The sequence below is a fragment of the Psychrobacter sp. 78a-MNA-CIBAN-0178 genome (assembly GCF_040309625.1).
In the GTDB taxonomy this organism is placed as follows: Bacteria; Pseudomonadota; Gammaproteobacteria; order Pseudomonadales; family Moraxellaceae; genus Psychrobacter; species Psychrobacter okhotskensis.
The window spans coordinates 1-25,337 of sequence record NZ_JBEOOZ010000014.1 but is presented as its reverse complement, the minus strand read 5'-3'; the positions used below and the strand labels follow the sequence as shown (position 1 = coordinate 25,337).

At 43.6% G+C, this 25,337-nt stretch carries 20 protein-coding genes; 10 read left to right on the top strand and 10 right to left on the bottom strand.

Features of this window, described 5'->3' with window-relative positions; all coding sequences use genetic code 11:
- Positions 1-38: 38 nt before the first annotated feature.
- The 4 genes from AAEY80_RS09230 to AAEY80_RS09215 form a co-directional block, all read right to left on the bottom strand.
- The gene (locus AAEY80_RS09230; RefSeq protein WP_025650758.1) at positions 39-668 is read right to left on the bottom strand and encodes a hypothetical protein; all 630 of its coding nucleotides are present in this window, start codon (positions 666-668) and stop codon (positions 39-41) included.
- A 284-nt stretch (positions 669-952) separates the two neighbouring features.
- A complete protein-coding gene (locus AAEY80_RS09225) occupies positions 953-1,708 on the bottom strand; it encodes a phosphate/phosphite/phosphonate ABC transporter substrate-binding protein (protein WP_025650757.1) in 756 nt (251 codons plus the stop codon).
- A 3-nt stretch (positions 1,709-1,711) separates the two neighbouring features.
- Positions 1,712-2,206: a PAS domain-containing protein gene (locus AAEY80_RS09220; protein WP_025650756.1), complete on the bottom strand. Its 495-nt coding sequence runs from the start codon at positions 2,204-2,206 to the stop codon at positions 1,712-1,714.
- 295 nt (positions 2,207-2,501) lie between these two features.
- Positions 2,502-2,864 (bottom strand): roadblock/LC7 domain-containing protein, encoded by a 363-nt coding sequence (locus AAEY80_RS09215; protein ID WP_010201036.1) that lies wholly within the window; start codon positions 2,862-2,864, stop codon positions 2,502-2,504.
- Positions 2,865-3,529: 665 nt separating this feature from the next.
- On the opposite strand from AAEY80_RS09215, the gene gdhA reads away from it, so the two are divergent.
- The 5 genes from gdhA (at position 3,530) to AAEY80_RS09190 (ending at position 10,814) form a co-directional block, all read left to right on the top strand.
- Positions 3,530-4,876: an NADP-specific glutamate dehydrogenase gene (gdhA, locus tag AAEY80_RS09210; protein ID WP_025650755.1), complete on the top strand. Its 1,347-nt coding sequence runs from the start codon at positions 3,530-3,532 to the stop codon at positions 4,874-4,876.
- Between the two features lie 485 nt (positions 4,877-5,361).
- A complete protein-coding gene (locus AAEY80_RS09205) occupies positions 5,362-7,104 on the top strand; it encodes a glycosyltransferase family 2 protein (protein WP_198015405.1) in 1,743 nt (580 codons plus the stop codon).
- 102 nt (positions 7,105-7,206) lie between these two features.
- A complete protein-coding gene (locus AAEY80_RS09200) occupies positions 7,207-8,418 on the top strand; it encodes a glycosyltransferase (RefSeq protein WP_025650753.1) in 1,212 nt (403 codons plus the stop codon).
- A gap of 113 nt (positions 8,419-8,531) precedes the next feature.
- Positions 8,532-9,788, top strand: a complete 1,257-nt coding sequence (locus AAEY80_RS09195) for a hypothetical protein (protein WP_025650752.1) — start codon at positions 8,532-8,534, stop codon at positions 9,786-9,788.
- A 48-nt stretch (positions 9,789-9,836) separates the two neighbouring features.
- Complete coding sequence (locus tag AAEY80_RS09190; RefSeq protein WP_051395141.1) at positions 9,837-10,814, top strand: glycosyltransferase family 2 protein; 978 nt, start codon at positions 9,837-9,839, stop codon at positions 10,812-10,814.
- Between the two features lie 177 nt (positions 10,815-10,991).
- Here the strand turns inward: AAEY80_RS09190 and AAEY80_RS09185 are convergent, their stop codons facing one another.
- Positions 10,992-11,786 (bottom strand): hypothetical protein, encoded by a 795-nt coding sequence (locus AAEY80_RS09185; protein WP_201583428.1) that lies wholly within the window; start codon positions 11,784-11,786, stop codon positions 10,992-10,994.
- A gap of 233 nt (positions 11,787-12,019) precedes the next feature.
- On the opposite strand from AAEY80_RS09185, the gene AAEY80_RS09180 reads away from it, so the two are divergent.
- Positions 12,020-12,601 carry a PepSY domain-containing protein gene (locus tag AAEY80_RS09180; protein ID WP_025650749.1) on the top strand — a complete coding sequence of 194 codons (582 nt, stop codon included), beginning with the start codon at positions 12,020-12,022 and terminating at the stop codon, positions 12,599-12,601.
- A 163-nt stretch (positions 12,602-12,764) separates the two neighbouring features.
- Here AAEY80_RS09180 and hutI read toward each other — a convergent pair whose 3' ends face one another.
- The 5 genes from hutI to hutU all read right to left on the bottom strand — a co-directional run bounded on the left by hutI (position 12,765) and on the right by hutU (position 20,440).
- The gene (gene hutI, locus AAEY80_RS09175; protein WP_201566176.1) at positions 12,765-14,093 is read right to left on the bottom strand and encodes an imidazolonepropionase; all 1,329 of its coding nucleotides are present in this window, start codon (positions 14,091-14,093) and stop codon (positions 12,765-12,767) included.
- Between the two features lie 290 nt (positions 14,094-14,383).
- The gene (locus AAEY80_RS09170; protein WP_413786708.1) at positions 14,384-15,520 is read right to left on the bottom strand and encodes a formimidoylglutamase; all 1,137 of its coding nucleotides are present in this window, start codon (positions 15,518-15,520) and stop codon (positions 14,384-14,386) included.
- Positions 15,521-15,568: 48 nt separating this feature from the next.
- Positions 15,569-17,131 (bottom strand): histidine ammonia-lyase, encoded by a 1,563-nt coding sequence (gene hutH, locus AAEY80_RS09165; protein ID WP_201566175.1) that lies wholly within the window; start codon positions 17,129-17,131, stop codon positions 15,569-15,571.
- A gap of 140 nt (positions 17,132-17,271) precedes the next feature.
- Positions 17,272-18,663: a YjiH family protein gene (locus AAEY80_RS09160; RefSeq protein WP_025650745.1), complete on the bottom strand. Its 1,392-nt coding sequence runs from the start codon at positions 18,661-18,663 to the stop codon at positions 17,272-17,274.
- 67 nt (positions 18,664-18,730) lie between these two features.
- Positions 18,731-20,440 (bottom strand): urocanate hydratase, encoded by a 1,710-nt coding sequence (hutU, locus tag AAEY80_RS09155; protein ID WP_350588222.1) that lies wholly within the window; start codon positions 20,438-20,440, stop codon positions 18,731-18,733.
- Between the two features lie 304 nt (positions 20,441-20,744).
- On the opposite strand from hutU, the gene AAEY80_RS09150 reads away from it, so the two are divergent.
- The 4 genes from AAEY80_RS09150 to AAEY80_RS09135 all read left to right on the top strand — a co-directional run bounded on the left by AAEY80_RS09150 (position 20,745) and on the right by AAEY80_RS09135 (position 24,257).
- Positions 20,745-21,509, top strand: coding sequence for a UTRA domain-containing protein (locus tag AAEY80_RS09150; RefSeq protein ID WP_201566173.1), 765 nt, complete (start codon positions 20,745-20,747; stop codon positions 21,507-21,509).
- A gap of 361 nt (positions 21,510-21,870) precedes the next feature.
- Positions 21,871-22,707 carry an amino acid ABC transporter substrate-binding protein gene (locus AAEY80_RS09145; protein WP_025650742.1) on the top strand — a complete coding sequence of 279 codons (837 nt, stop codon included), beginning with the start codon at positions 21,871-21,873 and terminating at the stop codon, positions 22,705-22,707.
- The gene (locus AAEY80_RS09140; RefSeq protein WP_272487621.1) at positions 22,707-23,444 is read left to right on the top strand and encodes an amino acid ABC transporter permease; all 738 of its coding nucleotides are present in this window, start codon (positions 22,707-22,709) and stop codon (positions 23,442-23,444) included. Before AAEY80_RS09145 ends, AAEY80_RS09140 begins: the two co-directional genes overlap by 1 nt.
- Positions 23,445-23,513: 69 nt before the next feature.
- Positions 23,514-24,257, top strand: a complete 744-nt coding sequence (locus tag AAEY80_RS09135) for an amino acid ABC transporter ATP-binding protein (protein ID WP_201566172.1) — start codon at positions 23,514-23,516, stop codon at positions 24,255-24,257.
- Positions 24,258-25,337 lie beyond the last annotated feature (1,080 nt).

Below are 25,337 nucleotides of genomic sequence, written 5' to 3'. Positions count from 1 at the left end.
CGGCTACCGTTGTTGGGAAGTTTTAAATAGGCGATAAGTTAAGTTTTGATATTCTGGCCGTTAGTTTGGTCAAGGCGTTGCTGGCAATGGTTCCAACGTTCATCAAACTGCCAATCGCTTTTGCCTAAGCGAAACCAAACTAATGAGAAGGCAAGGCGATCATGGCGCGCGATACAGTGGGCAAAGAACTCATTTTCGATTTGCTCAATCGTGCCCCAGTCTTGATTATTGCGTGCTTGCATCAGCTCAGTGGTGATGTCTTTTGCAATCTCTTTGGCATCATCGCTACTGATACGCAAACGCTTTGTCTGCTCGTTCAGCGATGGCGACACCAGCACGCTCCAACGGGTCGCCAGCATACTATTGCGCTGAATATAGCTTTTTTTATTAATACAGTCGCGAAAACCCTGCTCAACCTGCGGATACAGGCGGTCTTGAATACGAGTAAATAAATTGGTCACATCATAAGGAATGTCATACCAGCAGCCATAAAAAAAGTCCGCCACAGCACCTTGTAGCGGTTCTTTCTCGTTTAATAACAGTGCTGCATTGATACGTTGTTCGTGAAAATACCGATTATTGGGCGCCAAGAATACCTTGCGCGAGTAAAAACGAAACACCTTGCGCGCGGCCATCTCACTTTCTTTAATAAGGTCTACATCAGACATAATGGTGTCCTTTAGGTCATCGCTCGCACTCGAGTGCCATAGGCGATAACCTAACTAAGCAAAATAAAACCAAGGTGAAGCAGAATGCTAAGCAAAACGCTAGATAACATACTAGGGCGTGTCTTCAACTCATTCGATAGTCATCTAAATGGGTTAAAAATGGCTAAATCTTGCCAAACATCGTCAAATAGCTGGTTAATATCCCGATATTATCTGCGCTATTTTTTCTTGTTTGACGGCAATTTATCTCATTTTTATCACCATTTTTGAAATGAAGACATGCCCTAGTCAAGCAAGGTCTGCATCAAATCTATCATAAACTCAGCGTCTTCTTCACTCATAGGCTCAAATCCTTCAGGCATACCCAGTTCAGCCAGTGCTTCTTGACCATCGTCATCCTTATTAAAATTCAGGACAGCATCGGTGATCGCTGCGGCATCGGCAACATCGTCTTTGATTAATAAAACGTGACTGATATCTGCCAAATCACTTTCGATAAGTACCGATAGCTGGGTTTTGGTCAGACGTGAAAAGCCATGGAAAATCTCTGCCAAAAAGAACGCCGCTTGGACCTCCCCTTTAATGACTTTGCGCGCGGCGGCTTGGTAGGTTTCGGTGACATCCCAATTGAGATCCGAATCTTCTATATCAACCGCTTCGAGTAAACGTAAGCCAATCAGCTTAACATCACGGTTGTCCGCCATCGCTACTGTCGCGCCAGCACGGATATCTTCTAAACGATTGATATCGCTATTTGCCGCTGCCGCAATGACCATTTCATCCGATTTGCCGATAGGGCGGGCAATAGCACGGTAGCCTTGCTCGCGTATCAGCGCCGCTGCATCAAAGGGATTGGCGTAAATGACATGGACGTTGCCTGCTTTGATAAGGGCTTCTTGTTCAGCATACGACGTCGGTGTGTTGAGATGCATATGAATACCCGCACGCTTTTGCATAAGGGTGTTAAACATATGCCAACCGGCAAAGCGCTCAGGAGAAAAATCAGGGGCGATTAATAAGTTATACGTGGGTTCACTCATGATTTAGCCTTCCTCATTTTGTTTCATTTCAGCATACTGAGCCATTGCTGCATCAATCTTGCTGCGTGATGGCTTACGGCGGACCGAGGTATAACCCACCGTTTCGCCGTGACGAATATTAGGCACGACCGTGGCATATACCCAATAATGGCTGCCGTCTTTGCATAAGTTTTTGACGTAACCGTGCCATTTCTGCCCAGACTCAGCGGTATCCCACAAGTCTTTATAAGCCGCTTTAGGCATGTCAGGATGACGCAAAATATAGTGCTGTTTGCCGATTAACTCGTCGACATTGTAGCCACTAATCTCGACAAAGGCGTCGTTAACGTGCGTTAAAATGCCGTCCAAATCTGTACGCGAGACGATAAGCTTGCCGTCTGGGTAGGGGCGTTCAATACCAGTATCATAGACAGTACGCGATGTACCATCGTGATAAGTCAGCATGATTTGTTCTGCAGGTAACTCAGGTTTTTGTGCATCAGGGAGTGGAGAACCCATCGTAATCTCCTTCATTTAACGTTGTATTCATAAGGGTTAAAAAGCGGATTTGGTGTGTTAGCGGTCGATAATAGAATGAATGATAAGCCAGATATTTTTTATTGTTCTAATAAGTTCATCGCTCATCTCTTCTCTCATCATTGAAGCCTTTCATATAAACAGTGTGCACTACCTTAAATAGTTTTTATAAGACATAGCACCAATTTTAATTTAGAGTAGGACGGATAACTTGCTATCTCTTGTTATCTATAGCGATAACCATAACGCGGCATCGACAGTGCTTTATGCTCACCAATTAGATGAGTTTGGCTAGGGCTTCTGAGGCGCGCTTGATATCCAAGAATATCAAACCAAGCTTGGCATTGGGTTTTGCCATAATGGTCAGCACTGCCTCATCTCCTGATGACGTCATAATCACGTAGCCTTTTTCACCTTGAATCATAATGCGATCGATACTGCCGCGTGCGAGCTCACGACCTGCGCGGTCACCCAAGGATAAAAGCGCGGCTGACATGGCGCCAACGCGATCTTCATCAACGCCCGTTGGTAAGGCTGAAGCAATCATCAGACCATCGTTAGAAATAAGGGCAGATGCTTCTACATCGGCTGATGAGCTGTTTAGGTCTTCCAAAATCTGCTGGAATGAATCTGTACGCATATCGCTTTCTCTGTACTGGTGGTTGGTATGTATTTGTGAACGAGTGGCGGTAGCCAAAATATCCTTGCTTTAAGAAGGGCATTATAATTCCTTACTAATAATATTGATATACGATTATGCCAATAAAAGAGGTATTTTCTAGATATTTTACTGCTTAGTGGTCGATTTCTACTTTTTATCACTATTTCTGATATAGATTTTAATAAAATATTGAATAGTTATTTATTTTTATACCTCATTACCACTAATTTAACGTTTTTTAACAAGTGAATTGTGCGATAGATTCTTTTCGTTAAAAAGGTTTAGTGATAAGCGAATAATTGCTGCTCATCGTTTGACTATGGAGTACAAACAAAAACCTGCCGCATCAACTATACTGAAAAAAGTCACATCATTTTTCATGATGGTGATATTTACTAGACTTATAGACCCTAAAAATGATATATAGATATGAGATAAAAATAGTTGTTACTTATTAGCTATGCATTTAACCGATTATTTATAGAAGACAAACAGTTGGCGTTCAATCCCATTAGTTTTTATACCGACCTGTGTATAGGAGCGTTTTAATCCCACATCGGCGTTTATAATCCTATCGTTTGCTAGCAAATGATAAGACGTGGATGTATATCAACAGATCACAATTTTTACCTTAAGGAAGCTATATGAGTATCAGTCAGGCCATCGAAAAAATCGAAGAACGTTATGCCCATCAACCTGAATTCGTGCAAGCGGTAAAAGAAGTTGCGCTTACCATCGCACCTCTGTATGACGCTCATCCAGAATATGAACATTTAAAGATATTTGAGCGTTTGGTTGAGCCTGATCGTATTATTTGCTTCCGTATTAACTGGGAAAATGATCAAGGCGAAGTGCAGGTCAATCGCGGCTGGCGTGTTCAGTTTAGTAATGCCTTAGGCCCGTACAAAGGTGGCGTTCGCTTCCATCCTACCGTCAACCAATCCGTATTGAAGTTTTTGGGCTTTGAGCAAATCTTTAAAAACGCTTTAACAGGTCTACCAATGGGCGGCGGTAAAGGTGGTGCTGACTTTGATCCTAAAGGTAAATCGGACAGCGAAATCCGCCGTTTTTGTTATGCCTTTATGCGCGAGTTGCATCAGTACGTCAGCAAGGACATTGACGTACCAGCAGGCGATATCGGTGTGGGTGGACGTGAAGTCAGCTATATGTTTGCCATGTATAAAAACTTGACTCGCGAGCACGGCGGTGTCTTGACTGGTAAAGGCGTTGGTTTTGGTGGTAGCTTAATGCGCACAGAAGCGACAGGCTACGGCGCGGTTTATTTCTTAGAAAATATGATGGCTGCGCAAAACGAAAACATCAAAGGCAAAAAAGTGCTGATCTCAGGGGCGGGTAACGTCTCACTGCACGCCGCCGAAAAAGCGAATATGCTAGGCGCAACCGTACTGACAGTATCTGACTCACAAGGTACGTTGTATGATGAAAAAGGCATGGATCAAGAAAAAATTGATTGGCTAAAAAATCAAAAAGCACAAAGCAAGCCACTGTGTGATTATGTTGATGTTTATGGTGGTGAGTGGTTTGCTAAGCAAAAACCATGGCACATCAAAGGTGATATCGCTATCCCATCAGCGACACAGAACGAAGTCAACGAAGATGATGCTAAATTAATGGTTGAAAACGGCATCAAATATATCGCTGAAGGCGCTAACATGCCATTGACTGCCGAAGCTGTTGATTATATTCGTCTGCACCGTGTCCACTATGCACCAGGCAAAGCGGCTAACGCTGGCGGTGTGGCAGTATCTGGTCTTGAGATGTCACAAAACTCAGTGCGCCAATATAAAACCTTTGAAGAAATCGATGAGCGCCTAAAGCGTATTATGAAAAATATTCATGATTGTGCCGCTGAAGCATCAGAAAACTATGGTCAGACTGATGATGGCTATATCGACTATATGGCTGGCGCCAATATCGTGGGCTTCAAGCGCGTGGCTGATGCGTTATGTGCCTATGGTATCTTGAACTAACTTTTGGTATCTCGAACCAACTTTTAGTATTTTGAGCTAAAAGGACAGTTTGTCTTAGTTCGCTTATTGAAATTTTAAATACCGCTTTTATTTCTAATAAGGGCGGTATTTTTTTGTTTGAAATTTTTTTGCCTTTTTCGACAGGACGCTCACTAAAGTTTTTTGGCTTATAAGTACCTAATTTATAAATGTTTTTACATGTTTTACTTGAAGTTACATTAATCTATTTTATTAGACAGATTATAAGTAATCATTATTAGTCCTTTTGACTATTATCAATTCTCTAGGTTCATTTTAGTTTACCCAAAGTTTTTACCTATAGCTTTGATACATTCATCAAGGGATCAACCATGACCGTCCACAAGGGAGTCTATACTGACAAAAACTCAATTTTTTTGAGTTCGATTCCTATGATAGGAAATCGATTTAGCGATTATTTATTTAGCGATTATCTATTTAGTGATTATAAAAGCAATTTTCATGCTTTGAGAAGTCACTTACTAAAACGCACCGCCCCAAAAATTGGATTATATAAAGACCGTACATTAAAAGGCAGTCGTGCTTTAAACGATTATAGTGATATTGTTGGCTATGCTGGTATTGAAGACCAGCTTGGAGAGGCTGTAAGTATCCATAAGTTTTATGGTCATACTTCAAAAAGCTCTATCCGCTTAAGCTTTCAGTTAATGACCCGTGCTGAACCGGCAGCGATGGTGATTGAGACGATTAAGTCGTTGTTGGCGATTAAAGCAGATGACGATGAGATTTTAATTGTCGATAATAATAATACTCAAACAACGCTCTACAAGCCATTGGCTCAGTTCTGTGCCAGTCTGGATGCGCGTCACAATGTACATTTTTATCATATCGATTCAGTAGCAGGCTTTAAAGCTGGCGCACTTAATTTAGCGTTGGGGCTTATGGACCCCAATTGCAGCCATATAGTGGTAGTTGATAGTGACTATCAGGCGTTACCGCAAGCGCGAGTATCGATTGCCAATGCTATCGAGTGTTATCCGACCCATGCGCTATTGCAGTTTCCTCAGTTTTATCGTGACGCCGGACGAGTCGATATTCATAGCGAGCTAAATCACTATTTCAATCACCATTTATACCGTCCGTTTAATCGCACACGTGCGCTATCGACTGGGACTTATGCAGTCATTCGCCGCCGTGCGCTATTAGATTTAGGCGGCTGGTCAGGCGCATCAATTACCGAAGATGCGCAGATGGGTGTGCTGATGCATAGTCGCGGCTTGCGCAGTCAGTTTGTCCCTGAGGTTATCGCGACAGGACTGCTACCCACTACCTTGCACGACTTGATGAGCCAGCGGCGACGCTGGATCTATGGCAATATGCAAGTGCTTAATACTTACTTTTCAGCGTCATCAAACTTGCCTTCAACAAGTTTATCCATCATAGATTCACTCGTCACAGACTCATCCGCTACAAAAAAGAAACTCAGTGAGCGTCTAGCGTACATGGGTGCACACTTATCTCAGCTTAGTGCTTGGGTCAATTTTACCGGTATCTTTATCGTATTGCAGCTATTGACGCTACTTATTATTACGAGTGCGCTACTATTCAGCACCAGTTTAAATATTTATGCTTTGCTTGCTCCTTTATATATCGTGTATGCGAGTTACGCCATATTTTTGGGTAGGCGTTTATGGGCATATATGCAGGATAGGGCATCGCTCAATCAGCAAACTAGCAATGGAGCTGCGCCAAGCTTAAGTAATCGTTTGCGGGCTTGGGCTGTGCATCTGAATTTTTGGGAGTTGGGCGCTTTATCATGGTGGCCAGTACTATGGGGACAAAAGAAGCCGTTTATCTGTACGCCGAAGCAAGAGTTGATACGTACGCGAAAATCAGTTTATGTTGCCAATTTAATGGCGATGCCTAAAGTATTGCTAATGTTAAATATAACCACAGCCATAATTGTATCGCCATTTTCCCTTTTATATTCACCGCTACTATTTGGCTGCGCCGTGATGGTTTGTATTCTAAAAGTATGGGCTGCCAAGGTGATGCTGGATAATTACAGCTATGAAGAATATCAGGTTGCAAATAAAAAGGTAGCTGCTGAGACCTTAATTACTAAAAACCTCAGTGCTAAAAGCTTCGTTACTAAAAACTTGTCTCAGCCGCACATGATTAGTATTGCTAAATCAAAAGACAAACCTTTGACGTCTTCATTTAAAGACGACAATGCTGTTAATTTTTAACAACATTAATTTTAATCTCTACAATTTTTATCTGTACCTAATGACTGTCATTCAACTCATATTTAGTTAATTTATACTTAATAAATTCATATTGGACTTGTTATGCTATCTAGCCCTACTGTCGATATATCAAGTATTACTGCTTACCGTGATGCTAGCGTAATAGATACTCCTGTATTGCGCATTGCCATTATTGCGCATTCTCTATATCCAATCGCGCAGCCATATGCTGGCGGTCTTGAGATGATTACCGAGCTTATATGTGATGAATTGGTCGCTCAAGGACATGAAGTGTTGCTCTATGCGCATGCTGATAGTCAGACTAATGCGACACTCGTGCCCTTTATGACGCGCACGCAGTTTGATGCGTTGGTCTATGACAATGAGCATGATTCGGTAGGTATGAGTCGCGAAGAGTTGTATCAGTATTTGGTCTATCAGCAAGCCATGCGCGATATCATCAGTCGTGATGAGCAGGGCATGATCGATGTGGTGCACAATCACAGCTTGCACCATATACCGATGATGATGGGACAGGCATTTGGCGCGCGTTTTTTTACCACCTTTCATACGCCGATTTTCCCGCAGCTGCGCTTAGCATTATTGACACTACGTCAAGGCACGCAAACCCAGTTCACCGCGATTAGTGGTCATCAGCAGCAGTTATTTGCTGAGTTCGTGCCTTCTCATGTGGTCTATAACGGTATTGATGTACAGTCATTTGATGCCAATACAAACCCAATTGAAGACGAGATTTACTTTTGGTATGGGCGCATTTGTGTGGAAAAAGGCACCCATTTAGCGATGGAGTATTGCAAAGCGGCCGGCAAGCGCCTCATTATTGCAGGGCCAAAAAGTAATGAGGAATATTTTGATGAGTACGTTGCACCGTTACTAGAAGAAGATAAAAACGCTGGGTCTTTATTCGATTACGTCGGTCATCTGAGTAAAGATCAAATCAATGAACGCTTAAGCCAAGTGACTGCTATGCTATTTACCAGTACATGGGACGAGCCTTATGGCTTAACGCTGGCTGAGAGTTTGGCTTGCGGTACGCCAGTGATTGGATTTGATGTCGGTGCGAGCGCTGAGATTGTCACGTCATCGACTGGTATCATTGTACCTAAGATGGACAAAGACGCTTTCATTCAAGCTTTTGCTGATATCAAACATATTTCCCGCGCGGCATGTCGTCTGCGTGCTGAGCAGTTTTGTTCCGTCGCTACGATGGTGGATGGTTATCTGCGGCTATACGAGCAGGCTTTGGAAAGTGGTGATAGTAATAGTGCTCAGATTCAGGCCTTGTCTTTCTAGATGATACTTATGATTCAAGTTCTAGCCTACTAAAAATTTTCTAAATAAACAGACTAACTTTACTAGCTATTTAAGCGTCAGTTTTTAAACAGTAAATTTTGGGAAATCTCCTTATGCGTATTGGCTATTATGCCCATCATCATGGTTCAGGTCACTGTCGCCAAGCAGATAAATTGGCTGCTCTATTGCCGCCTAAATTACGCTCGCAGATGACAGTGTTTACCAGTTTGCCTAATGATGGTTATCACTTTAGCGCGATAACTGATGAGCAAATCGTACGTTTAAGCGCTGAGGATCAGCTACCAGAAGATGTACTACTAGGGCGAGCTGGAAAATATTGGCAGCCAAGTAGTTTGCATTATTCACCAGTAGGTAATCGCAATGTGCAGATGCGCAGCTGGCAGTTACTCGATGAGATTCGTCAGCGTCAGATTGACCTAATGATTATTGATGTCAGCGCCGAAGTTGCTATGCTGTGTCGCGTGGCTAGTATTCCTTACTTATACGTAAGGCTGGCAGGTGAGCGCGATGATATACCGCACTTGAACGCCTTTGCTGGCGCGCTGGGATTATTAACCCCTTACCCAAAGGCACTTGAAGCGTCAGCAACGCTGGACTGGGTACGCCAAAAAACGCTATATCTTGATTTCATGCCCAATAAGACGGATGAGCTGTTAACGTTTACCGCCTTTATAAATAAGCTCATGACGCTCACTACTAGTAGTATTAGTATCCATGAGCGGCTTTCATCTTCGGATAATAAACAAAAAATAGCTGATACTACAATCATAACGGTTATCAAAGGTTACGGTGGGCACGACGCTATTGATGCCAAGCTGCCCGAGCTACGCCGTGCATTACCGAATGCATTGATTATATCGCTTGGACCTATTAACGACGAGGCACGACATTGTGTTGATATTGCTGCTCACGTAAATGATGTGACGCCATTTATTGCCTATAGTGACCTGCTGTTGATGGCGTGTGGTTTGAACGGTATTGCGCAAGCTTATGACTATGCGACGCCGCTCGTGGTGTTGCCAGATGAGCGTCCGCATCGTGAGCAGGAAGTCATGGCAGAGGCGCTGATTGAGCAAGGTCGTGCTCTAAGTTGGGCACAGTTCATGGCTCAAAATTCAAGTTTGGGTAGTCAGGATATACCGTCTTTTTTATCAGTTAACGATAAGTCAATTAGCAATGAATCGATTAGCAATGAGTCAATCAACACTGATAAGACTGCTCTAACGGATAATCAAGATAATACGCCAGCGCAAAAATTTATGGATAGCATTGTTGACTATACTTCCGTCAAAGCTTGGTTTGAAGAATGGTTATTGCCACAATTGGGCCTAAAACCTGATAAACAATAAGAAACCTTAAAAACAAAAGGTTCTACAATAAGAGCAAAGAAGATCTCTATGACAACGACAACCAAAGCGCAAGAGGCCACTCATGCCACTACTCCCGTTAGCGTGCCTTTAAGCGTCATTACTACCTGCTACGGACGCAATCGCCATCTCTACAATCTACTCGGTAGCTTGGAGCAGGGTAGTGTCAAACCAGCAGAAGTTATTATCGTTAATGATGACGCTGAGCCTGAACGTCTGGCAGCATACGATTTAAATATCATTAAGATAGCAACGACTACAGCGACTGAGAATGGACTAGCAATTAGCGCATCATTTGATATCGGTCGTAACCGTAACCTTGGAGCGGCGCGCGCCACGTATGATGCCATGATTTTCTTGGATGTAGACTGTATCGTCGCGCCAACCTTTATTGAGCAGCTATATAGTAAACTTCAAGCACGTCCCAACGCCTTACTGATGGGTCAACCGCGTTATCTGACGCGTCCTTTGACGGATAATGAGGGTAGACAGCTACAACAAGGTAAATTGGCAGCCGACTTTTTAGACAAGCTGTCTGTATTTAACCCTTATCGGGATAACTTTGATTTACAACATCAGGGTACGTCTATTAAACAGACGCAAGACTATGGTGCGTTTTGGAGTCTTTGCTTTGCTATTATGCACAGTCAGTTTGAGCAAATTGGTGGCTTTGATACGGATTATGTCGGCTATGGCGCTGAAGATACGGATTTTGCTTTTATGGCGCGCGCGTTAAATATCGATTTTTATTTAACTGATGATGTGATTTACCATCAACAGCATAGTGTCTATAGACCGCCGCTTAATCATTTGGATAGTATCGTTATCAATGCCAATCGCTTTTATGAAAAATGGCAACATTGGCCGATGTCAGGATGGTTAGCGGAATTTTCGCAATTACAACTGATTAACTGGCGAGACGAGCAGACAGTACCGATTGCTATTAATCGACAGCCAAGTGAAGTCGAGATTAGAGCGGCTCATTATCCGGATGCGCCTTATGTGTAGATATATAGTCGATACTAAATAAAATAGATACATTGCATTAATACGCTAGACTGGTACAAATTTCTTTTGCGTGCTGTGCCTGCGCAGACAGAGGCTGCAAGAAATTTATCCCAGTCTCGCTATATCAGTTTTAAAGTGAATCAACTATAAGTGTTTAATCTTATTAGTAGTGTTCTATTAGTACTGACGAATAATCTCGACACTATTAGGCGGCGTCGCAAGCTCTTGTCTCTCAAACGCCCAATTATGCCCATCCCAAAAGTGCGCTGTTTTGTCATCATTATTAAAGCCCAACATGACTATCGATAGCGGAGTCGCAGCGTTCTGTCGCTGCTGCACATGTAAGCGCGCCGCCAATAATAGCCGATATAACAGAAACCCTGAGGTCGGCGCTGATGAATGGATATCAGCAAAAATAGGATAATCTGCCACCACGCTATCCTGCTCTGATAACACGCGACAATGCTCATCGCTATGCAATAATTCATTTAGCAGTTCTGGAATCTCTAATACTCGGCTGGCTGTTATCGGATCATCATTAGGGCTGGGGTCATCAGCTAGTAATGGAAACTGGTAGTCAGTATTGCCAAACAAGATGCCAAGTGGTGCATGCTTTGCCATATCGAGCATCGCCGTCAAATTATTACTACGAGGCGGCATGCCAAAATGCAACAGACTGTCGCCAATTTTTCTAAAGAATAATAGTTTTGGTAGATCTTTAACACTAGGATGATGCGCAAAAAAATCAGCATGAATAAAATCATTAAACAAAACCAGCATATCTGTCGGCTGCAACAGCGCCTCTAAGCTCGCTGTATCTATTGAAGGATTATTGGCTATCAATACGATACGCTGCTGTTGTAATAGCGCTTTCTGTATGATAATTGGCAAAGTGTCAAAAGCGGCGGTTGAAGGGTCTGATTGATCATAATTACTGTTGTAAAGTAAGTTTTGTAGCGTGTTTCGCATCATTAATTATGGTCTCAATATTTGGAAATTCAGAGAAGGAAATGGCAGACATATTATAGCGCTTACTCGCTCAAATTAATATATAAACCAAAGAGTTATCTCGTGTTCTTTCCACATGTGCTTGCTTTAGAAGCATAAACAGGAAAGCTACATTACGCTACCTTTTTATCTGCTATTCATCCCTATATATCCGTATCATAAAAGCAATTCCATAATGGCTATAAGGATAAAGAGATATGAGTAATATTATCAAAAAACTTCAACTGACTACATTGGGTGCTTGTCTAACTTTAGCATTGAGCGCAGGTGTAGTTAGTACAGCTGTTAGTGCTGCCAATCATACTGACGAAGTGAGTGCTGCTCAAGCAGCGAAAATTAGCCTAAAGCAGGCGATTACTACGGCGAGCAAAGAAGCTTCCGGTACTTTAATCAGCGCAGAGTTTGATGACGATGATAGCGATGCTGAGGGTGATGGCGGTGTCTATGAGCTGGAATTTAGTACTAATACCACTGGTTATGAAATCAAAGTTGATGCTATAACTGGCAAAATCGTAAAGACTGAAACCGAACGTCTGGATAAGGACGATTTGGCTGACTATAAGGCTCAGCAGCAAGCAAAAATCAAGGTGATGGATGCGATGAGTATCGCTGAGAAGCAAACGGGTGGTCGCATTCTCGAAATTGAGTTTAAGAATGATCGCGATTATGCTAATCATGCGTCCTACTACGAAACCCAACTTCTCAAAGGCAATAGTCTGCTTTGGCTAAATATCGATGCCGATACGGGGAGTACATTTAAAAACAAGTTTAAAAAATAACTGAGCGACATAAATAAATATCAGCAGTGCATGATGTATCGACATTATTTTTTACTGACTATAGAGTAGCAGTGTCTTAACTTCTATCGATAGCCAATAAAAAAACCCCAATCATTTAATGGTTGGGGCTTCTTTAATTATGCTAAATGTTTATATAAATTCGCTATACCGTCTCGCGCCATTTGCCTTGAACCATAATACCCGCAATAGGATTTAGCCCCATTTGATAAGCAAGGTCAGCAGGGCGCGCGATATCCCATAATGCCAAATCAGCATCGTAACCCACTTCTATTTTACCTTTGTTGGCGAGACCTAACGCTTGTGCCGCGTGAACAGTTGCGCCTGCCAATACTTCTTCAGGAGTGAGATAAAATAAGGTACAGCCCATATTCATCGCTAATAACAGCGACGTTAGTGGTGAAGTGCCGGGGTTGCAATCTGTCGATATGGCAATGTTGACCTGATGTTTGCGCAGTGCTTCTATCGGTGGCAACTTAGTATCACGTAGCGTATAAAAAGCACCTGGCAATAGTACGGCTACCGTGTTGCTTACGGCCATTTTTTCAATATCTTCTTCTGCTAAGTGCTCTAAATGGTCGCTTGATAGTCCTTGGTATTCTGCTACCAAAGCACTAGCACCTATGTTTGAGAGCTGCTCAGAATGTAACTTAACTGGTAAGTCTAATGAGCGGGCAACGTCAAAGACGCGCTTAATTTGCTCGCTACTAAAAGCGATGTTTTCACAGAAACCATCGACCGCATCGACCAAGCCCTCGCTATGCAAGATTGGTAACCACTGGCAAACTTGCTCGATATAGTCATCGGCATTGTCTTTATACTCTGGCGGTAGCGCATGGGCGGCCAAATAAGTGGTGCTAACATGAATGTTGTGTTTGTCACCGAGTGCGCGGGCGACTTTTAGTATTTTTCGCTCAGTTTCTAAGTCCAGCCCATAGCCAGATTTGATTTCGACACTGGTCACGCCTTCTTTTATGAGCGCGAGCAGACGTTTTTCACTTTGCGCAAACAACTCTTCCTCATTCGCTGCGCGGGTGGCGCTAACGGTTGAGACAATGCCGCCACCTTGTGCCGCGATATCTTGATAACTAACGCCTTGCAATCGCGCTTCGAACTCGTTGCTACGGTTACCGCCATAAACGATATGGGTATGACAATCGATGAGTCCAGGCGTTACCCAGTTGCCGTCAACGTCTTTGATTTGATCGCTCTTATAATGGGTAAGGTGCGGTTTTATTTGTTCATGCGTGCCAACCCATGCAATTTTGCCGTCTTTGATACCGATAGCGGCGTTTATTAATTGACCATAAGGGGTACTTTTTTTCTGGTTGTTGCTTTGATTGTTGTTATAAATATCAAACCCGTATTGTGCTGAAAAAGTGGCGAGATTGGCATTGATAATGATGTAGTCAAACGATGTCAGAGTGGAATCGTTTATAGGCATTTGATCTGTAGAGTTTATTGTATGAGTCATAATGTGCTCCTGCTTATTAGTATAGATTTAGTGCAGCCATCCATAGTCCATTTACTTTAAAACAGACATTGTGTCGTTGGTAAAAACGTTTCTTGCTGTGGTGCTGCTGACAGAGGATGTGCAAAACTTACTTCAGTAGCCTTGTATGGTTGGTTTATTTTAAAAATATTATAGCGTGACTGGTACAAATTTTACTCGCTTGTTGTGCGCAAGCGAGACAAAGGTGTCGCAAAATTCATCCTAGTCACTTGTATAAATATTCATAACACTTTTATTCTGTATCAATTTATTTATACTAAAAGTAAATGCTGCTCGATAATAGTTGCTAATAGTCTTGCCGCAACTTTACAGCTGCGTCCATCAATATCAAAGGTCGGGTTAATCTCGGCAATATCAGCCATCTTTACTTTATTCGACGCCATGATACGTTTGACCGCGCGCTCAACGAAGCTCAGCTCAATACCATAAGCTGCTGGTGCACTGACACCAGGAACGACGCTCGATGGCAAGCAGTCCATATCAATGGTTAAGTAGACCACATCAACGTCATTGATAAATTCTTCTATTTGAGCTGCAATTTTTTTCCATTTCTTATTGGTGCAGTCTTCGTCACTGATAATGTGGACGCCTAACTGCTCAGCACGGTCGAAGAGCGCGGCAGTGTTGGAAAACCGACTGACACCGATACAGCAATAGTGAAATGGCTGACCTTGTGCTTCAAGGTGCTCGGCTATTTGGCGAAATGGTGTACCAGACGTGGCGACATCAGATTGGCGAATGTCCAAATGCGCATCAAAGTTAATCACCCCGATAGTATGCATTGTGCTTGCATGGCTTTTAACATGGCTTTCAAGATTGCTTTCGACATCATTTTCAACATTACTTTCGATATTGTTAACGTCATTAGTGGGCTGATCGGTTTCTGATGACAGCGCCTGCCATAATCCTAAAAAACTGCCGTAAGCGATGGCATGACCACCACCAAGTCCAATGGGCAGCCCGCCTCGCTGAATAATATCACTTATCTTATCGGCATATTTTACTTGGGCTTTTTCAAGAGTGCGCTCGGCAAAATCATCATTATCATGACAATGGATATCACCAGCATCACCTAGTAGAGTTGGCAGTTGACCCTCATAGCGTTGTTGTAACTCAGCGATGACTGGCAGCGCCGCAAGTGCTTGGCGAATCAAGGGCGGCGCAGCTCGTGCACCCACGCGTCCTTGATTACGTCTGACACCTTGGTCACAAGCGAACCCGACCAGTCCAATGCGCTGACTGGTGCTATCAAAGGCATAAGGCTGCGCTATTTGATACCAGTAGCGGGCGCGCGCAGACTCAAACGGCTCTGCACGTCCTGTCCACCGACTCATATCAGCTGCGGTGTGGCTTACGGTTGTGCCAGTCCCAGACTTTGACATGCTCATTGCCCACCTCCTTTAATACAATAAAGCGTTTATTTAGAGTGATACCTTTTACTTAGACTCATACCAAGCGCTGCGCAGTGACTGCCAATATTCGGTGAGCGTACCATCTAATACTAGTTGCTTTGCAGCTTCAATATCAGGCGCTAGGTAGCGATCTTTGTCATAAAAAGTCACTTGCTCACGTAGCTTTTGATGCGCTGTCTGTAACGCTTCTGAGGTATCTAGTCCACGATGGAAGTCGATACCTTGACCAGCAGCCAATAGCTCAATGCCGATAATGGTGGCGGTATTTTGCGCCATCTCATATAGGCGGCGCGCACAATAGGTTGCCATCGATACGTGGTCTTCTTGGTTGGCAGAAGTTGGAATGCTATCAACGCTGCCAGGATGGGCGATAGACTTGTTCTCTGAAGCTAGCGCCGCTGCGGTCACGTGGGCAATCATAAAGCCAGAGTTCACCCCAGCATTGTCAACTAAGAATGGCGGTAAGCCGCCTGACAAGGTTGCATCAATTAATAAAGCCACACGGCGCTCAGACATAGAACCAATCTCAGCAATCGCCAAGGCTAAAATGTCTGCAGCAAAAGCAACTGGCTCAGCATGGAAGTTACCACCCGAGATAGCCACTGGGCCATCATCGTTAGTGAAAATCAGCGGATTATCGGTTACCGCATTAGATTCAATTAATAAGGTTTTTCCTGCTTGGTTGATGATATCAAGGCAAGCACCCATGACTTGTGGCTGGCAGCGTAAGCAATAAGGGTCTTGTACTCTATCGTCTTGCTCACCATCATGGGAGGCGCGAATAGCACTGCCTTTAATCAGCTGACGATGCGCTTTGGCAATTTCAATTTGACCATGATGGCCACGCACTTCATGTATACGCGCATCAAATGGGGCATCCGAGCCTTTGGCTGCATCAATAGACATGGAGCCGACGATGGTGGCTGTCTCAAGCAAGTCACGCGCTAAGAAATAGCCACGTAATGCCAGTGCCGTTGAGACCTGCGTACCGTTAATAAGAGCAAGACCTTCCTTTGCCGCAAGGGTAATTGGCTCAAGACCATGCTGCGCTAATGCCTCAGCAGCGGGTACTTTTTTGCCGCCAACATAGACGTCGCCTTCGCCCATCATGGCCAGCGTCATATGCGATAAAGGTGCTAAGTCACCAGAGGCGCCAACTGAACCTTTGGCCGGAATATTTGGCGTAATTTGATTATTAATTAAACCAAGTAAGCTATCGACCACAGCGCGTCGGACGCCAGAGACGCCTTGCGCTAAACTGGCAACTTTCATGACCATAATCAATCGAACCACACTGTCTGGCAATGCTTCACCAGTACCCACTGAGTGAGAAACGATAAGGTTACGCTGCAGTAGCTCAAGTTGATCATCACTAATACGAGTTTTTGCTAACAGGCCAAAACCCGTATTGATGCCATAAGCGCTCTTATCACGCGCAATAATGGTACGTACATCTTCATGCGAGGCATCTATCGCCTCATAAGCACTGTCAGGTAACGTCAATATGACAGGTTGCTCATAAATATCGCGCAACATCTCAAAGCTTAATTGGCGTGGGTGTAGTGTTAGTTTTTTGATATCAGTCATGCGAGTTATCCTAATTTTATGAGCTATATTAATTGTATTTTTTGTTGTCTATACATTTTAGTTTATGCGTTGTTGTTTATAAACCGTTAAAAGCTATGTTGTCTAAATTTCTTTAACTAATCCCGCTTGTTTCAGTCGGTCTAACTGATCCAGCCCAAATATATCGCTAAATGTCCAAAAGGTGCAGCGATTAGAATGCTAAGCACCACTCGCTCAAACCAGATAATGACCATCTTAGGTACTGACAGCGGAATCTCAGTCGCCAATACACAAGGAATCATCGCTGAAAAGAACAGCACACTACTAATCGAAACTACGCCTGCTACATAGCGGGTTAAGACCTCAGCTTCCGTTAGCAATAGGGCAGGCAAGAACATCTCAGCCAATCCTGCTGACATGCCTTTGGCAGCAACTAATGGCTCAGGCATACCAGTTACCCAAGTGAATGGATACAAGAGCAAACCTAACGCATCAAAGACTGGCGTATATTTGGCTAGTAATAAACCAGTTAACCCTACCGCGATAATAGAAGGCACAATCGCAGCTGCCATCGTCAGTCCATCGCGAAAGTTCGACCACATAATTTGTTTGAGGTCAGTTGCACGGCGTGAAGTAGCCAGTCCTAAATGATACGCTGCTGCTAAGCGATTGCCTTGTTGGTGGTCTAAGTTTGGACGCTCGACGCTATCATCAAAACCTCGAATAGGTGGAATACGTGCGGTAATGGCGGTGACAATAAAAGTAATAATCAGTGTCGACCAAAAAAACAGATTCCAAAACTCCATTAGACCAAGGGTCTTAGCAACGATCACCATAAAGGCTGCCGATACCGTAGAAAACCCAGTAGCAATGATGATGGCTTCACGGACCGAATATTGATTTTGCAAAAAGACCCGATTGGTAATGAGCAGCCCAATAGAATAACTACCAACAAAGGACGCAACGGCATCAATCGCCGATGAGCCGGGCGTTTTCCAAATTGGCTTCATAATAGGCTGCATGAGTACCCCAAACATCTCCAGCAAGCCAAAACCGAGCAAAAAAGCGAGGATTAATGCGCCAATAGGGACAATCATACCGACTGGTAATGCCAGTTTTTCAAACAAAAACGGCAACATGTCCTTTTCCATGATGATAGCAGGCGCCATATCAGTGATATACATGATGGCGAGTACTAGCCCGATAATCTTGAAGGCGGTTAATATCATATTGGTGATATTTTTACGCCATGAACCATCATAAATGGGTTTGCCAACACCATAAATCATCAGTAGAAACAGCAAAAACACAGCAAGGGTGTGCTGCTGAGTGACTAGATAAGTTGCCCCATGATCAAATAAAATGGTGCTCTTTTCACCAATAGTAAAAGGCACAAAGAACATCACCAAGCCAATAGCACTAAATACGATTAGCTGTATCAGTGCGACAGGTTTGGACAGCAGCTTTTCAGGCGGCGGGCTAGCAGGTGCTGGACTGTCTAGAGGCGTTCTAGGCACGGAGCTGCCTGGGGGCAAAATATCACGTTCAGACATATTATCGTCCTTGATAAAGTGTTGATGATGTCCTTATATCATTTGGGCATATAAGGACAAGGGCAAGCTATTTAATCATCGGTAGATTTAAGCCATATTCTTTGGCTGTTTTGATGGCCAGCTCATAGCCCGCATCCGCATGACGCATCACACCTGAGCCGCAATCATTGACCAGTACTCGCGCCAAGCGCTTGGCAGCGGCATCTGTGCCATCAGCGACGATGACCATGCCAGAGTGCTGCGAGTAACCCATACCCACGCCGCCGCCATGATGTAATGACACCCAAGTGGCGCCGCCTGCGACATTGAGCATGCCGTTTAATAACGCCCAGTCAGACACCGCATCTGAACCATCTTTCATACTTTCTGTTTCGCGGTTGGGGCTGGCAACAGAGCCAGTATCCAAATGGTCACGACCGATAACGATAGGACCTTTTAACTCACCACTTTTAACCATTTCGTTAAATGCCAAGCCTGCTTTATCACGTTCACCAAGACCTAACCAGCAGATACGTGCTGGCAAGCCTTGAAATTGAATGCGTTCTTTCGCCATGTCTAGCCAGCGATGAATATGCTGATTTTCAGGGAACAGCTCTTTAATTTTTTGATCGGTTTTGTAGATATCTTCTGGATCACCTGATAATGCGACCCAGCGGAATGGACCTTTACCTTGGCAAAACAGCGGACGAATATAAGCAGGGACAAAACCCGGGAAATTAAAGGCATTTTTTACCCCTTCATCAAAGGCAACTTGACGAATGTTATTACCATAATCAGTCGTTGGGATACCCATTTCTTGTAGATCTAGCATGGCCTGCACGTGTACGGCACAAGATGCAGCAGCATCTTTGGTTAAGGCGGCATGTTGGTCTGGATTTTCTTGTGCTGCTTTCCATTCTTCAACTGTCCAGCCACTTGGCAAGTAGCCATTGATTAAGTCGTGAGCGGAGGTTTGGTCAGTGACCAAATCAGGTTTTATCTCGCCTGCATTGGCACGCTTGACCATCTCAGGCAAGATATCAGCCGCATTGCCAAGTAGCGCGATAGAGACGGCTTCACCTGCGGCAGTATGCTGCTTAATCAGCTCATAAGCATGGTCAAGATTGTCGGCTTGCTTATCGACGTAACCAGTACGCAAACGGAAATCAATACTAGACTGTTGGCATTCGATGTTTAAAGAAGTCGCGCCGGCAAAGGTCGCGGCTAAAGGCTGTGCGCCGCCCATACCGCCAAGACCAGCGGTCAAAATCCAACGTCCTGCCCAGCTGCCATCATAATGCTGGCGACCGGCTTCGACAAAGGTTTCATATGTGCCTTGGACAATACCTTGAGTGCCGATATAAATCCAGCTACCGGCAGTCATTTGACCATACATAAATAGGTCTTTGCGATCGAGCTCGTTGAAATGCTCCCACGTCGCCCAGCGGGGCACAAGGTTGGAGTTGGCAATCAATACACGCGGCGCATTTTCGTGAGTCTGAAAGACGCCAACCGGTTTGCCTGATTGCACCAATAAGGTCTCATCGTCTTCTAATTCTTTGAGTGATTCTAGGATTTGATCATAGCTTTCCCAGTTACGGGCTGCACGTCCGATACCGCCATACACAACCAAGCTTTTTGGGTTTTCGGCCACATCAGGGTGTAGGTTGTTTTGCAGCATGCGATAAGGCGCTTCGGTCAGCCAGCTTTTGCAATTTAATGTGCTACCAGTCGGCGCGGCGATTTCGCGGCTCTCATCACGGCGGGTAGGTTTGTTGCTATCGGTATCAGTAGTCATGGTCAAATCCTTATGAAATCTTTTTAGACAATAAAGTAATCAAGGTAAGCGTTTTACAGTCAGTCTATAAATTCGGCGAAATATCGATTAGATGACGCAGATTTTTAGCACTACTGTAAAGTTGTATATACAAATTATCAAAGATTATTTTCACACGCAAGTACTTTTTTATAAATGACTCAATTATTTTTGTGAGTGTTTTGGCAGATAGACAGAGGTGAAGGGGTTTTGCTGAGGTTCATGAAGTTATCTCGTGATATTATGGCCTCATTATTATTGATGAAACTAACGGTTAAAGACGAATATGACAAAGACGATTCCAGCCTATCAGCGGATTAAAAATGCCATATTGGACAATATCCATTCCGGAAAATGGCAGGCGGGCAATGCAATCTCTACCGAAATGGCCTTGGCAGAAGAGTTTGGGGTATCGCGTATGACGGTCAATCGTGCCTTGAAAGAGTTGAGTGAAGAGCGGGTATTGGAGCGCCGCCAAGGGTCGGGGACATTCGTCGCCCAGCAGCAGTTCAATCATACCTTTGTAGAAGTGCGTAATATTGCTCAAGACTTAAAATCAGCCAATCGTGACTATCAGGCACAAGTGCTGAGCAAACGCGCTATTACCGCGAGCATGTTAGATGATGAAATGCGCCGTAAATTTAGTATTGATGAAGCAGTCTTGCATTCTGAGGCAAATGAAGCTGATAGCACTACTAATAGCACCGAGGCGGCTATTTTATACGAAGTAAAAATCATTCATTTCGCGGATGGCCAGCCGATACAATTTGAAGAGCGTTGGGTCGATGCGACAAAAGTACCAGCATTCATTGAGCAAGATTTTAGCGTGGTGAATACTAGCGACTACTTGATTGCTGAAAGTCCACTCGAGCGCGGTAACTATACCATTCGCGCCTTAGCAGCACCTGATGAGATTGCTGAGGCGCTACAGATTGCACCGCAGTCACCGACGTTAGTGCTACGTCGTCAGACTTATTCGGCAGGGAAAGTATTGACCTTTGTAAAGATGTGGCATGCTGGCGATCGTTATCAATTCTCAGGTGCACTCTAACAATCTTACGCATGCTCACTGTTTTTGTACGGTTATTCTTACCCAATTACGATAGTATATAACTTAGCTACGATTTGATTTTTAAGTTTGCTAGGTAGCTGGCAACAGCCATTAGCGCTGACTAGCCATTGTGATTAAAGGTAAACGTTACTGTAAAATGCTTAAAAATTATATCTAATACCTAAAAGTAGTATTGAAAAACAGACTTACTATCCTCAAATTGAGCAACCAAAGACACAGATAATAGCGTACAGGTTTTATTGCTATCTCTGTATGTCATCATTTAGCCGTTTTTATTTGGCTTATATATTTTGCTCTACTTATATTTTTGCATTATTCATTTATCCTATAAGGACGCCTTATGAAACGTCGTAACCTTTTAGCCCTTGCCGCCAGTACTGTATTGCTTGCCGCTTGTGGTCAGTCTAGCACCAATGAAGCCGACACCAATGCGACAGATAGTGCTGCGACTGGTGGTTCAGATTTGCTACAACGTATCAATAATGGCGGCACGATTAACGTCGGTACCGAAGGCACCTATCCGCCATTCACGTATCATAATGAGAGCGGTCAGTTGACGGGTTATGACGTCGAAGTGACGCGTGCAGTCGCTGATAAACTAGGCGTTGATGTTGAGTTTAAAGAAACTCAGTGGGATGCGATGCTGGCAGGTCTAGACTCAAAACGTTTTGATATGGTCGCCAACCAAGTTAGCTTGACCACGCCTGAACGTCTAGCCAAATATGACAAAGCCACCGCTTATAGCTGGTCAGGTGCTGTGGTGTTAGCGCCAACTGATGACAATCGTTATAGCTCATGGGAAGCGTTAAAAGGTTTGCGTTCAGCACAGTCACTGAGCAGTAATTATGGTGAGCTGGCAGAACGCTATGAAGCCGAAGTTGTCCCTGTCGATGGTATGGCGCAAGCGATTCAATTGGTCAAACAAGACCGTGCTGACTTTACAATGAATGACAATCTTGCCATATTGGATTATCTCAAGAAATTCCCCGACAGTGCGCTTGAAATCAAATTGGTCGCTCCTGTCAGTGAGCAGACGGGCTCGGGCTTAGTATTGCTAAAAGGTGATGATGCTGTGGTCGCCAAACTAGACGAAGCCATGGCCGCATTAAAAGCGGATGGTACATTGACCAAGCTGAGCGAAGAATTCTTTGGTGCTGATATAAGTCAACAAAAATAATGCTAGCGTCTATAACCTCATTGCTGGCTGAATTACTGGCATTGTTGCCATTCATGGACCCTGCTCGGGCGCAAATTGTCATCAATTCGTTTTGGCCAATGCTCAAAGGCGGTATCTATTATTCGATACCGCTGGCATTGATATCCTTTGCGATTGGTATGGCAATTGCGCTGTCGGTAGCGCTCATTCGTATCGTCCCACGCGCTGGCTGGTTCCATGAGATTGTTTACCGGCTTGCGCGTATTTATGTGTCTGCTATTCGCGGTACACCCATGCTCGTGCAGCTGTTTATTATCTTCTATGGATTACCCAGTGTTGGTGTTAAGCTCGATCCGTTTCCTTCAGCGATTATTGCCTTTTCATTGAATATCGGTGCTTACGCCTCGGAGACGGTACGTGCCTCGATTTTATCTATTCCAAAAGGTCAGTGGGAAGCAGGCTCAACGGTCGGGTTAACCTACCTACAAACCTTCCGCCATGTAATTTTGCCACAAGCGCTTAGGGTATCGGTACCACCGTTATCTAATACTTTTATTAGCTTGGTAAAAGACACCTCATTAGCCTCATTGGTGCTGGTCACGGAGCTGTTTAAACAGGCTCAGATTATCACCGCACGTAACTATGAGTTTATGTTGGTTTACACCGAAGCGGCAGTGATTTATTGGGGTATTTGTTTATTCCTAACCTTTATTCAAGGTAAGCTTGAGACCAGACTTGATCGCTACGTGGCGAAATAGCTAAGTACGAAATAGCTTTTTGACTGATTGCAGAACAGCTTTAGTATCATCCGCACAACAGGAACCTTTATGATCAAAGTCACCAACATTCACAAAGCCTTTGGCAGCAATCAAGTGCTCAAAGGCATTGATTTGACCATTGAAAAAGGCAAAGTCGTGGTGATATTAGGGCCATCAGGGTCTGGTAAAACCACTTTTTTACGATGCTTAAATGCGCTAGAAATTCCAGATCAAGGCGTTATTGCCTTTGACGACGGCAGCTTGACGGTAGATTTTGCCACTAAGCCTAAGAAAAAAACCTTGTTGGCGCTGCAACGTAAGTCGGGCATGGTGTTTCAGTCTTATAATTTATTCCCGCACAAATCCGCGCTTGAAAACTTAATGCTTGGCCCGACAGTCGTACAAGGACAAAGTAAAGCGCATGCTCGTGAGCAGGCTTTAGTATTATTGGAAAAAGTTGGTCTGTCGGACAAAGCGGATCTTTATCCGTTTCAGCTGTCTGGTGGTCAGCAGCAGCGTATTGGTATTGCCCGTGCGCTTGCGATTGAGCCGTCATTATTGTTGTTCGATGAACCAACGTCCGCGCTTGACCCTGAGTTGGTACAAGATGTCCTTGAGACGATGAAAAAATTGGCCTCAGAAGGTTGGACAATGGTGGTAGTCACGCATGAGATTAATTTTGCTCGTGATGTCGCTGACCATGTAGTTTTAATTGAAGATGGTGTTGTTGTCGAAGAGGGCAGTGCCAAGCAGCTCTTTGAGGATTCAGAGCATCCAAGGACGCAAGCATTTTTGCAGCGTATTCAACTATAAGCTACTTATCTAATTGTAATGTACTAAGCTATAAAAAAATCATCAGTCGCTTGGCTGATGGTCCTTTAAAGTGATTGACCGTTCATCTATCCGATGAAGTGATCTTGATTCATCATATTGAAAACAATAAAATAGTCTGTAATATTTGAATGAATGTAGAGATAACCTGAAAATGATGGATAGATTTATACTGAAATCTCTAGCAGTTTGTTTTTTGATTATCGGCTTGACAGCTATTCTTGTGACTAAATTTAATATGATGCAGTTGATAGCGATATAGTAGGAACACCTGTTAGAACCAAAGCCCCTTTAGGGCTTTTTTTATGTCTATAATTTGAATTTGATTTCTAGGGTGGGAAATAACTTGATAGTCATAACCATTGATATTTATAAATTTGCATTTTTCTAACCTGCTTTATACCAACAAATAGTTTTTATTTTGGGTATCATAAAATAGTTTGTCACAATATTTCTTATGGTAGTAAGTATGGTTCCCTAGTGAGGACTTGAAAGTTGGGCGGTAAGTTAATGATGTCAGTATCTTGAGATATTTAGGTAGTCACGGTTTACTTGGTAATGTACACGAAGCGAGCTTTCTGAGTGAAAGTCGGGGTGCTTTCGCTTTAAAAATTCACTTTTTTTAAATTAGTTTTAATTAAAGTAGATAATTGTTAATATACATACCAATTTACCTAAGAAAAAAGATCAAAACCCTAATGCAGGCATCTTCCGATAACGAATCTATCCAAGAATGGATGACATCAGACCGTCTTTATGAAGAGTATCTCTTCTTTTATTTACTCATATGCCTATTTTGGTTTTTCGTTGGTTTGTTTTCTATTGGTATACGCATACCAGTATTCAACGATATTCAGAACTTAATCCTCAACTCTGCATGGTTCTTGCTTTTGTGCGTCGCCTTAAGTATTCCTAAGTTCTGGTATCGGCTGATAAAAGGCAAAAATGCGTACCTGTTTCAAGCCACTGCCAAAGTGTATGAAACACCCCACTCTCAACTTGAAATAAGCAAATCAAACTGAAGAGGCGGATTACCAAGTTTTTTGTTGAGTACAAAGCACA

Coding starts and splice junctions, on each gene's coding strand:
- AAEY80_RS09230 (WP_025650758.1), bottom strand. CDS start 668: ATGTCTGATGTAGACCTTATTAAAGAAAGTGAGATGGCCGCGCGCAAG.
- AAEY80_RS09225 (WP_025650757.1), bottom strand. CDS start 1,708: ATGAGTGAACCCACGTATAACTTATTAATCGCCCCTGATTTTTCTCCT.
- AAEY80_RS09220 (WP_025650756.1), bottom strand. CDS start 2,206: ATGGGTTCTCCACTCCCTGATGCACAAAAACCTGAGTTACCTGCAGAA.
- AAEY80_RS09215 (WP_010201036.1), bottom strand. CDS start 2,864: ATGCGTACAGATTCATTCCAGCAGATTTTGGAAGACCTAAACAGCTCA.
- gdhA (WP_025650755.1), top strand. CDS start 3,530: ATGAGTATCAGTCAGGCCATCGAAAAAATCGAAGAACGTTATGCCCAT.
- AAEY80_RS09200 (WP_025650753.1), top strand. CDS start 7,207: ATGCTATCTAGCCCTACTGTCGATATATCAAGTATTACTGCTTACCGT.
- AAEY80_RS09195 (WP_025650752.1), top strand. CDS start 8,532: ATGCGTATTGGCTATTATGCCCATCATCATGGTTCAGGTCACTGTCGC.
- AAEY80_RS09190 (WP_051395141.1), top strand. CDS start 9,837: ATGACAACGACAACCAAAGCGCAAGAGGCCACTCATGCCACTACTCCC.
- AAEY80_RS09185 (WP_201583428.1), bottom strand. CDS start 11,786: ATGATGCGAAACACGCTACAAAACTTACTTTACAACAGTAATTATGAT.
- AAEY80_RS09180 (WP_025650749.1), top strand. CDS start 12,020: ATGAGTAATATTATCAAAAAACTTCAACTGACTACATTGGGTGCTTGT.
- hutI (WP_201566176.1), bottom strand. CDS start 14,093: ATGACTCATACAATAAACTCTACAGATCAAATGCCTATAAACGATTCC.
- AAEY80_RS09170 (WP_413786708.1), bottom strand. CDS start 15,520: ATGAGCATGTCAAAGTCTGGGACTGGCACAACCGTAAGCCACACCGCA.
- hutH (WP_201566175.1), bottom strand. CDS start 17,131: ATGACTGATATCAAAAAACTAACACTACACCCACGCCAATTAAGCTTT.
- AAEY80_RS09160 (WP_025650745.1), bottom strand. CDS start 18,663: ATGTCTGAACGTGATATTTTGCCCCCAGGCAGCTCCGTGCCTAGAACG.
- hutU (WP_350588222.1), bottom strand. CDS start 20,440: ATGACTACTGATACCGATAGCAACAAACCTACCCGCCGTGATGAGAGC.
- AAEY80_RS09150 (WP_201566173.1), top strand. CDS start 20,745: ATGACAAAGACGATTCCAGCCTATCAGCGGATTAAAAATGCCATATTG.
- AAEY80_RS09145 (WP_025650742.1), top strand. CDS start 21,871: ATGAAACGTCGTAACCTTTTAGCCCTTGCCGCCAGTACTGTATTGCTT.
- AAEY80_RS09140 (WP_272487621.1), top strand. CDS start 22,707: ATGCTAGCGTCTATAACCTCATTGCTGGCTGAATTACTGGCATTGTTG.
- AAEY80_RS09135 (WP_201566172.1), top strand. CDS start 23,514: ATGATCAAAGTCACCAACATTCACAAAGCCTTTGGCAGCAATCAAGTG.